Here is a 9642-nt window from a genome sequence, read left to right on the forward strand (position 1 = left end):
TATTCGATTCCGAATTATCTGACGCAGCGGAGGTTTAATGTGAAGCTGATTGTCAGGATTTAGTTTCCTCTTCCTTTTTCCAAAGCAGAAAAGACGGATAGACATCCCGCAGTGGCGGGGCAAGTTGTACCTATTAGCCCAGTGGCGATAAGGGATTTAAAGAAAATGCTGTTGTGCGAATACCTTATCGAATTTGATTGCAATCTAATAAATCAGATGCATTAACAGCAGAATTTTTCTTCTTCTCGTATGCATGGGAATAATCGTCGCAATTATAAAGAGTATACAAAATAAGTAACTGTAAACAGCCAATTATGACAATTGAATGCTGATCATACTTACTTCTGGTTTCATGATCACATCTGCTCCAAAACAGCAATGCGTTTTTCAATAGGAGGATGCGTAGCAAACAAACCTGCAAATCCTGCTCCGTCCAATGCTTTGTGTTCAATGAACATTTGCTTTACATCTTCACTTCTTACGGAATTTACTTCCGAGTGACCGGAGATTTTACGAAGGGCAGAAGCCAAAGCACGCGAATTTCTGGTCAATTGAACGGCACCTGCATCTGCCAGGTATTCTCTTTTCCGGGATAAGGCGAACTTGAAGAGTACCGACAATAACAATGCTACGGCTGAAATAACCAGCGCAATCAAAACTCCTTTATTGTCTTCTTTGTCTCTTCTCCCTCCTCCCCAGAGCAGGTTTCGCAATAAGATATCTACTGCGAAAGAAAGAATTCCGACAAAGATGATGGAAACGATCAGCAAACGAACATCCTTGTTGCGGATATGGGTAAGTTCATGGGCAATGACACCTTCCAGTTCATCATCATTCAAATGATCGATGATTCCGGTTGTGAGGGTTACAGCATAACTTTTTTCATTGATTCCACTCGCAAAGGCATTCAATGCAGGAGAGTCGATGACAAATAGTTGTGGCATTTTCATCCCTACAGACATACATAAATTCTCTGTGAGGTTGTAAACGCGCATGTTTTCTTTTCGTTCCAAAGGCCGCGAATTGGAAGCCATTTGGATCAACGATGAGTTTGCAAAATAAGCGATCAAAAACCAGATCAGCACACCACCGATCACGAAAGGAATCGTTGTGATGAATCGTTGGTTCACCTGATCAATGTGTTCTTTTCCACCCATCATGAAAAAGAAAAAGGTATAGACTCCCGCTAAAATTAGGAACGGGAATCCAGCCAATATCAAAGATGATTTTAAATTGTTGCTACGAATTTGTTCGTGAAGACCAATATAAGCTGCCATTAAAATCGATTAGAATTTAACTTCCGGTGCTTTGTCAAGCGTTTGACGTTGCTCAACTCCCAAATCAAACATCGGTTCTGTTTTGTAATTCTTGAAGTTTGCAATGATGTTACTTGGGAATTGCTCAATACCGTTATTGTACTCTTTGGTAGAAGAGTTGAAGTAACGACGAACCGCAGCCAGTTTGTTTTCAATATCACTGATCTCATTTTGCAGATTCATGAAATTCGTGTTTGCTTTTAAATCCGGGTAAGCTTCAATTTGAATGTTCAATCCACTCAAAGCAGCACCCAAATTGTTTTCGGCGTTGATTTTTTCAGAAATAGTTCCTGCCTGCAAACATCTGGAACGAGCCTCAGTTACACGCGTTAACACTTCACTTTCGTGATTCATATATCCTTTAACTGCCCCAAGCAATTGAGGAATCAAATCATAACGTTGTTTCAATTGCACGTCGATGTCGGCAAAAGCGCTTTCGCGGTTGTTTTTCAGTGAAACAAGGCGGTTGTTGATAGAAACTAACCAAAGGATTAAAATCAATACAACACCCGCAATAATAAGTCCAGCGATCATTTTTTTAAGTTTATAATGTTAAGCGAATATACCACTAATTTTTGTTCGTGAGAGGGTTTAAGAAATCTTAACGAAAGCAATACGTTGATCATAAATCCCTGTTTTACATGTTTGTTATCTGTTCAATGAAGAATGTATACCCCAAATTATGAGCAATTTTCAGACATTGCGCTTTTTGTTCTTCGAAATTTCCTTCGGAACTATGCTTGATCATTTCGAGCTTCAATAGCTGATACTGAAGCGATGAGTATTGTTTCTTGTTCGTGTATACGATATACGTCATTGAAGGATCCAATCCCCGGAAGATCCATTCTGCTTCATGCGCTTTTCCGGTTCTGAGCAAGGCAAATGCCTTGTAGAGCATGAAATTGAAATAAGGATCGGTGTTCTTATAATTATGAAGAGCCCGGTAATGCTGTTCCGTATATGCTGCAAGCAGGAGTGCTTCTTCATTCCGGTTCACCCAGATCAGTGCTTCCATAATCATCCATTGAAAAGTCAGGAAATCACTCATAACGGGTTCCTTTGACCGGAGAATTTCTTCAGAAATACTGAGTAAGTCAGAAACCGGATAATTGGCTTTCTTCTCAAAGTAAGTCGAATACAGCAAATCACTTTTGATGGCCCAGGCGTAAGGAGAGCTTTTTAATTTCTTCCAATGTTCCTTCTGACTCCGGATGTAAGAAACCGTTTCTTTACATTGTGCTGTGTTGTTTGTCAGGAATCCTTCCAGGAATAATAAATGATTTCCCCGGATCTGAGATTTGAGTTCGCGGGCTTCTTTCAGGTAATAAGTAAGTCCTTTTTTGTAATATTTTGTCAGGTAATCCAGATCAACACATTTCTCGAAATAGTAGCGGTGGCAATTTTTATTTTTTGCCATTTCCTGAAGCAGCAAATCTGCAAATTCCGGATCTTTACGCATTTGCATACTCATTACGTGGTTGAATACCATGAGATTTTGTTCCAGGATGTCGTTTTTTTCAGTGTTCAGCTTGTAATTGAAGATTTCGGTAATGACCTTTTCGAGTTTCAGATCAAAGAGTACGTAAAGCAGCCACTTGATCAGGTAGAACTTCATTCCCGAATCATTGAAATCCTGCATGATTTCTTCAAGCAATTCTTTTCCGGGATCTGCGTGGCGTGATAAATAACGCAGCAACACGTATACTTCCAAATAATTGGAATTTGAAAACTGAACAAATACTTGGTTGAAGGAATATTTGGTTCTTCCGCTTGATTCGATCAGTACACCGCTTCTCAAAAGATCCAGATAAGCTTCTTTGTTTTGATTGAGCAGCGGCATCAGGATGTTTTTAGGAATTCTCCTGCCACTTTTCCCGAAATCGCAGTGCTGCAAAAACGTGTCTAAGATCAGTTGGTACCATTCAGATTCAGGCAAATCGAAAATATTGAGTTTGAAAAATTCAACAATCAGCGAAAATTCGTCGTGAACCTGCCCGTTTAAGGATCGGGCCAGAAACAGTTTTAAATAGAGCGGAACGGCAAGAACATCGGTGAGCCCATCCTCGGAAAGTTCCATTTGATCCAGGATTTCACTCTTTAAAGTGGGATCCGTGTGCTGAGATTCAAAGAAAATATGGGAAAATTGAGTGATCTCACTCAGACTTAATGAAGGGACATTCGAAAAATTGTCTACCAACGTACTTTCACTGATTCCGAATACGGAATGGGCAATGATGTCGGGAGTAAATAGTGGTGCGAGGAGAAATTTCCAGCTTGCAGATCGCGTACTGAACAAAATCCGGAGATTCTGTTGATTCGGATTCAAAATGACCGGAGAAGTCAGCAGATGAATCATCCTGTTAACGTCTTCCGTTGATAAAGTGGTACCGGTAATATCGTCTATGAACAACAAAATTTGTTTGTCCTGAAGTTCTCCTCTGGCGAGTGCGTTGTGGATTTCTGAGAGCAATTCGAATTCTTTTGCCATCAAAGAAGTCACATAATAATTCTCCCGGTCATTATTCTCCGATGAAGTAACATAATCGACAAAAATGCAGGACTTGCCATATCCTCCGGGAGCGATCAAACCACCCAGGGGTTTTCCACTTTGAAAAAAGGAGTCCATGTACGTTTCGAAAAAGGATCTTTTGAGCAGTTTTCCGGATTTATGGACGCCGGATAAGGTTGCTGAAATGCAGGAATTACTCACATAAGATAAAATACTTATCAGGTCTTGTTTTTTGTGATTGCTCTCCTTAAGTTCAATATACAGCTTAAAACTATCCAGCGTATAAGTGCCAAAGGAGCCCTTGTAATTTGCCAGTCCCCAAAATCGTTTGATGGTAGTGGAAGAAATTTTTCTGGAGGTAGTTTTGTAAATTTCTTCTGATAGTTCTTCAGTATCAGAGGTGTAGCGGATCTCTTTTCCAAAAACGTTCGAGACGTCCTTCCGGAGAGAGTCCAGGTCGGTCTTGATGAAATGCATAAATAATGGTCTTAGTACTATAAAAATAACAATATGTTGATATGAATCTGCATGTCCGGGGAAAAACTTTGAACAACTTGAACATTTTGAACTTTGAATACTTGTGTGCTCTCAATTACATTTGAAATACTTTGTATTACTGATGTAGAGCAAAATCTGCATCCGATAATGACTACTCATTATGAAGGCAAAAACACTATCACTGAAAAGCTCTTGGGCAAAACTATTGTTTTATACCGGGGTCTTATTCGCAGGACAGACATTACCTGCGGATTCTTATGCACAAACTACCATTTTTGCAGACACAGTATTAACTAGTTCCGAAGTGGACAATCCGGCACTTGCAGTCGATCAGAATTTGAACTCCTTTGCAGAGATTCGGGCCAATTCAGGCTTGCTTCTCGGGATTGGTGCCTATTCGGGATACATCGAAGTGCGTTTTCCGGGAACGGTTCCGGCGAACAAAACTTCTTACGTGAAAGTTGAAATGGATGATGACATTCTCCACTCTCTTTTGGGAGGATCCATCGGAGATCTGCTTGCGACGACCGTCGGAGTTGCATTGAACGGGAACCAGGAATTCGTGGTTCAGGTAAAAAACAACGGATCAACGGTTCTTTCCGGCAGTTCCTGGCTGCCATTTCAATTTTCGGGTGAACGGTTGAAGATTGTTGTCAATCGCTATGCGGAAACATTTATAGCGATTACTCCTGATCAACCGTACAATTCGATCCGGATTACCAATCAGTTGGGATCATTGATCGGTTTGTCAACGATGAAGAAGTTCCGCGTTTTCGGAGCGTATTATGTAAACGGAAGTGTCGATTGCGGCGTTCCGAGCTATACATCGTATGATGCCACGGGCTTAAACCTGGATTTGATTCAGCTGGCAGGAGCCGGAGCGAACAATATCCATTTAACGGTTGACCAAAATATGAACTCCTGTTCACAGTTAAGTTTGGGCGTTTTATCTCTTCCGGCTTCTATTGAACAAAAAGTATACTTCGAAGGATTATCACTTCCGTCGGATGTTTTCGGAGTTCGTTTTCAGATAAATCCTCAGTTGGCCTTATTGAATATCGGCGGACAAATTTCATTCCGTGCTCAAAACGGTGCCGTAACCCAATATTCGGAAACTCTTACGAACCTGTTGAACAGTGCGATGACAGACTCCCTGGTCAACGGTAATATTGTAACGATTTATTTGCAGCCCGGTGTGCCGGTCGATCGGATTGTATTAAGCTATAATTCCATCATCGGACTCAACGTCAGTCAGTTTATAAACTTCCAGGAGGTATTTAAGGTCGGAGCAGCTCCGGTTTTCCAGGTTGCCGTTTCGAACGATACGATTTGTTCCGGTACTTCGGCTCAGTTAGTTGCAACGGCCTTAGAGCCTGGAATGGAAATTCACTGGTATTCGTCTGCAACCGGCCCGGAAATCGGAATTTCTGCTTCGGGTGGAGTATTTACAACACCGGCATTTTACAACGACACTGTTTTGTATTGCGCTGCAGTGCGTCCGGGATGTACGAATCAATCACTTCGTGCTCCAGTTGCGATTAACGTTATACAATCACCACAACCTTCAGATATAGATCCGAATTTGAATCCCAATGGCTATTGTCCCGGACATACTGTTGTTATAACACCGGATAGTCCGCTGGGAAATCAATTTTCCTGGTATCTGGATAATGCCGCTACACAGCCGATTACGAATGGAATGACGGTGAATGGTGCTGTTTATTCTATCAATGCGAATGGTGAACTAACGATAACGGGATTAGTACCGGCATCGTCACCTTTAAATGTGTATTTATCGGTAAGTGATTCGGCTACACAGTGTGTCAATTATCCGGGAAATTTAGGAGTTGCAACCATTGTTCTCAATAACGAACCTGCTCCAACAACGGCAAATGCCAATCAGACATTTTGTGTTGCCGATTCAGCTACAATTGCCGATTTACAAGTTAACGAACCTTCCGTTCATTGGTACGATGCACCGGGTGGAGGAACTTTGTTAGCTCCAACAACGCCGTTGGTGAACGGAACTTCTTATTATGCAACAACTGTCGGGGCATTCTGCGAAAGTTATGATAGTCTGACAATCAATGTCGTTCTGAATGACGTTCCGGCACCAACAAGCTCCAATACACAACAGTTATTCTGTATCGGAGATTCTTCAACCGTTGCGGATATTCAGGTAAACGAACCGGTAGTTCATTGGTATGATGCTTCCGGAAACCTGGTACCTCCTTCTACATTATTGACAAATGGTTCGGTGTATTACGCCACAAATGTAGGGGTACTATGTGAAAGTTCAGCACAGCTTGCAATCAGCATAACAGTGGATGAATTACAAGCGCCGACAACATCAAACAATGCGCAGGTATTTTGTACGGTTAATAACCCGACGATCGAAGATCTGCAGGTAACTCCGTCAAATGTGAGCTGGTATACAGTTCCGTCCGGAGGAACAATGATTCCGGCAGGAACACCTTTGGTAAACGGAATGACTTATTATGGAGCACAGGCAGGAACAAACTGCGAAAGTGTTACGAGAGTGGCAATAGCTGTATCATTCGAAAATGTACCTGCGCCAACCTCATCCAGCGTTATCCAGACATTCTGTATGTCAGACAGCGCAACAGTAGATGATCTGGCAGTTAATAACCCAAATGTTGCCTGGTATGACCAACCGGTAAACGGAACTCTGATTCCACCGGGAACACTATTGGTGAATGGAACTTCCTATTATGCAGCGAATGTGGGAACTTATTGTGAAAGTACACAACGATTGATGATCTATGCGGTTATTGAAGACGTTCCTGCTCCGACAACAAGTCATACAACTCAAAGTTTCTGTTTGTCAGATAATGCAACGGTAAGTGATCTGGACGTGAATCAACCGAATATTCACTGGTATGACGCTTCCGGAAACCAGCTGCCCGGTACGACCGTTTTGGTTAATGGAATGACTTATTATGCTGCAAATGTGGGGACAAATTGTGAAAGTGCTCAGCAATTGGCAATAGCAGTTGTGATTACAGGTCCGAATGGGGCAACAATTAGCGGACAAACTTCCGGAGTGTGTAAAGGCGATACGATTACCTATACAACGCAAGCCGGTATGACCAATTACAACTGGACTGTTACGGGAGGGCTGGTTATTTCCGGAGGAACCTCATCCGATCAGACTGTGACGGTTGTGTGGCAAAATACGGGATCATTCTCACTGGGAATTTCTTACCAGACGTTGAGCGGATGTAATGTCTCAATAGCACAGAGTATTCCGGTTACAGTGATTATCTGCGGCGGGGAAGATTTGGAGATTACCAAAACGGTTAGTAACAATACACCTTTTGTAGGTGAGCACATTACTTTCACCATCACGGTTGAAAATCATGGAACATTGCCAACTACCAACGTGGAAGTCAGCGAAGTGATGCCAAGCGGATTCAGTTATAACAGTCATAATCAAACTTCCGGTTCTTACAATCCGACAAATGGTTTGTGGACGATCCCGGTTTTGAATGCAGGAACATCGGCAGTATTAACCATTGTGGTAACAGTAAATCCTACCGGAAATTACGTGAATGTCGCTACAATTGTTTCGGGTAACCCGAATGACATTGATCCGATTAACAATACTTCTTCGGTTGAAGCAAGTCCGGGATGTCTCAATGTTTACAATGAGATCACTCCAAACGGAGACGGAATGAATGATAATCTGACAATTTCATGCATTGAAAATTATCCGGACAATTCGGTGACGATCTATAACCGCTACGGAAACAAGATTTATGAAGTTTCAGGATACAAAAATAACTGGAACGGAATAGCGAACGTATCCGGAGTAATCGGATCGGGAGATGCCATTCCTTCCGGAACTTACTACTATGTTTTGAAAATTAATAACCCCGAATTCGAGAGTGTCGGATGGGTTTATGTACAACGTTAATTGATAATGCAAAAATCAGAACTCATGAAAGCACTTAAGAATACTCAGATATTACTTATTGGTCTTACAATGATGCTCGTTTCATCATTGCATGCTCAACAGCAAGTCCAATATACCCAATACATGTACAACACCATGTCGGTAAACCCGGGATATACCGGAACCAGCAACAGATTGGAAGCTTACCTCATTCACCGGTCTCAATGGGTCGGAATGTCTGGAGCACCGAATTCTCAGAATTTCGGGATCCAGGGAGCTGTTTCAAATAGAATAGGATTAGGATTCAGCGCCATCAAAGATCGGCTGGGACCTTCCAATGAAGTCTTTTTGAATGCATCGGCTGCGGTACGTTTGAACCTGTCTCCAAAAACAAAATTGTCGATCGGGATCAATGGAGGAATTGATGTTCTTTCGGTGAATTGGTCTTCCGGACAAGTATTAAATGAAAATGATCCGGGACTTTTGAATAATATTCAAAACCGGGTACGACCATTGGTTGGAGCGGGGCTTTATCTCTACGGAGACAATTGGTATGCAGGTTTGTCATCACCAAGTTTCATTAAAACGGATCGCTATAATTCAGGAAACACAGTTGCGATTAATTCAGTTATTCACTGGTACTTCATTGGTGGATATGTTTTTAATCTGACGGATTACCTGAAGTTTAAACCTGCGATTCTCGGAAAATTAGTGCAAGGTGCACCTCTGACATTGGATGTTTCTGCCAACTTCCTGATCCAGGAGAAATATACCGTTGGTCTTGCTTACCGCTACAAAGATGCGGGAAGTATCCTGGCGGGAATTACCTTCAAGAAATCCTTTTTCTTAGGCTATTCGTACGATTTCTCGGTTACCAAACTGAGAAAATACAACAACGGTTCTCATGACATTATCTTCCGATATACCTTGTTTGATAAAACTCAAAACATTCGTTCACCACGTTTCTTTTAATTCATCAGTTATGAAAAAAATTCTGTTTTTACTCTGTTTTTTACAACAGGTTTCAGTACAAGCTCAATCCCGCGTGGCAGATGAATACTACGCTAGTTTGAATTACCCGATGGCGGTTGAAAGCTATGAAAAGTATGTTTCGAAGTTGAAGAAATCCAATGAGCCTGACGAAGAGGTGATCAGTAACCTGGCAAATAGTTATTTCTACACAGTAGATTATTCCAAGGCAAGCAAGTGGTACGAGAAATTGTACACCATGCAGGGCGATGGTATGGACGAAACACTGTTTACACGGATGATCACTTGTCATCGTGTAAATCAAAACTATGAACGTGCAGATGAGCTGTTAAAATCATACTACAAGAAAAATAAGCTGCGTCTGAAAATGCTTGCTTATCAGAAGAGTTTGTTGGACAGTGTGAAATCCAACG

5 protein-coding genes and 1 pseudogene are annotated in these 9642 nt (G+C 41.7%); 3 read left to right on the plus strand and 3 right to left on the minus strand.

The window, feature by feature from the left end; genetic code table 11:
* Positions 1 to 356: 356 nt before the first annotated feature.
* The 3 genes from Q1V93_RS15900 to Q1V93_RS15910 all read right to left on the minus strand — a co-directional run bounded on the left by Q1V93_RS15900 (position 357) and on the right by Q1V93_RS15910 (position 4302).
* Complete coding sequence (locus Q1V93_RS15900; protein ID WP_300666008.1) at positions 357 to 1277, minus strand: M48 family metallopeptidase; 921 nt, start codon at positions 1275 to 1277, stop codon at positions 357 to 359.
* A 9-nt stretch (positions 1278 to 1286) separates the two neighbouring features.
* Positions 1287 to 1850 (minus strand): LemA family protein, encoded by a 564-nt coding sequence (locus tag Q1V93_RS15905; RefSeq protein WP_300666009.1) that lies wholly within the window; start codon positions 1848 to 1850, stop codon positions 1287 to 1289.
* Positions 1851 to 1953: 103 nt separating this feature from the next.
* Positions 1954 to 4302: a hypothetical protein gene (locus Q1V93_RS15910; protein ID WP_300666010.1), complete on the minus strand. Its 2349-nt coding sequence runs from the start codon at positions 4300 to 4302 to the stop codon at positions 1954 to 1956.
* Between the two features lie 181 nt (positions 4303 to 4483).
* Between Q1V93_RS15910 and Q1V93_RS15915 the strand changes: the two genes are divergently transcribed.
* The 3 genes and pseudogenes from Q1V93_RS15915 to Q1V93_RS15925 form a co-directional block, all read left to right on the plus strand.
* Positions 4484 to 8260, plus strand: coding sequence for a gliding motility-associated C-terminal domain-containing protein (locus Q1V93_RS15915; RefSeq protein WP_300666011.1), 3777 nt, complete (start codon positions 4484 to 4486; stop codon positions 8258 to 8260).
* Positions 8261 to 8284: 24 nt separating this feature from the next.
* Positions 8285 to 9211 carry a type IX secretion system membrane protein PorP/SprF gene (locus Q1V93_RS15920; protein ID WP_300666013.1) on the plus strand — a complete coding sequence of 309 codons (927 nt, stop codon included), beginning with the start codon at positions 8285 to 8287 and terminating at the stop codon, positions 9209 to 9211.
* 10 nt (positions 9212 to 9221) lie between these two features.
* Positions 9222 to 9642: pseudogene (locus Q1V93_RS15925) on the plus strand (hypothetical protein); the annotation flags it as partial.

Source organism: Fluviicola sp. (genome assembly GCF_030151805.1).
Lineage (GTDB): Bacteria > Bacteroidota > Bacteroidia > Flavobacteriales_D > Crocinitomicaceae > Fluviicola.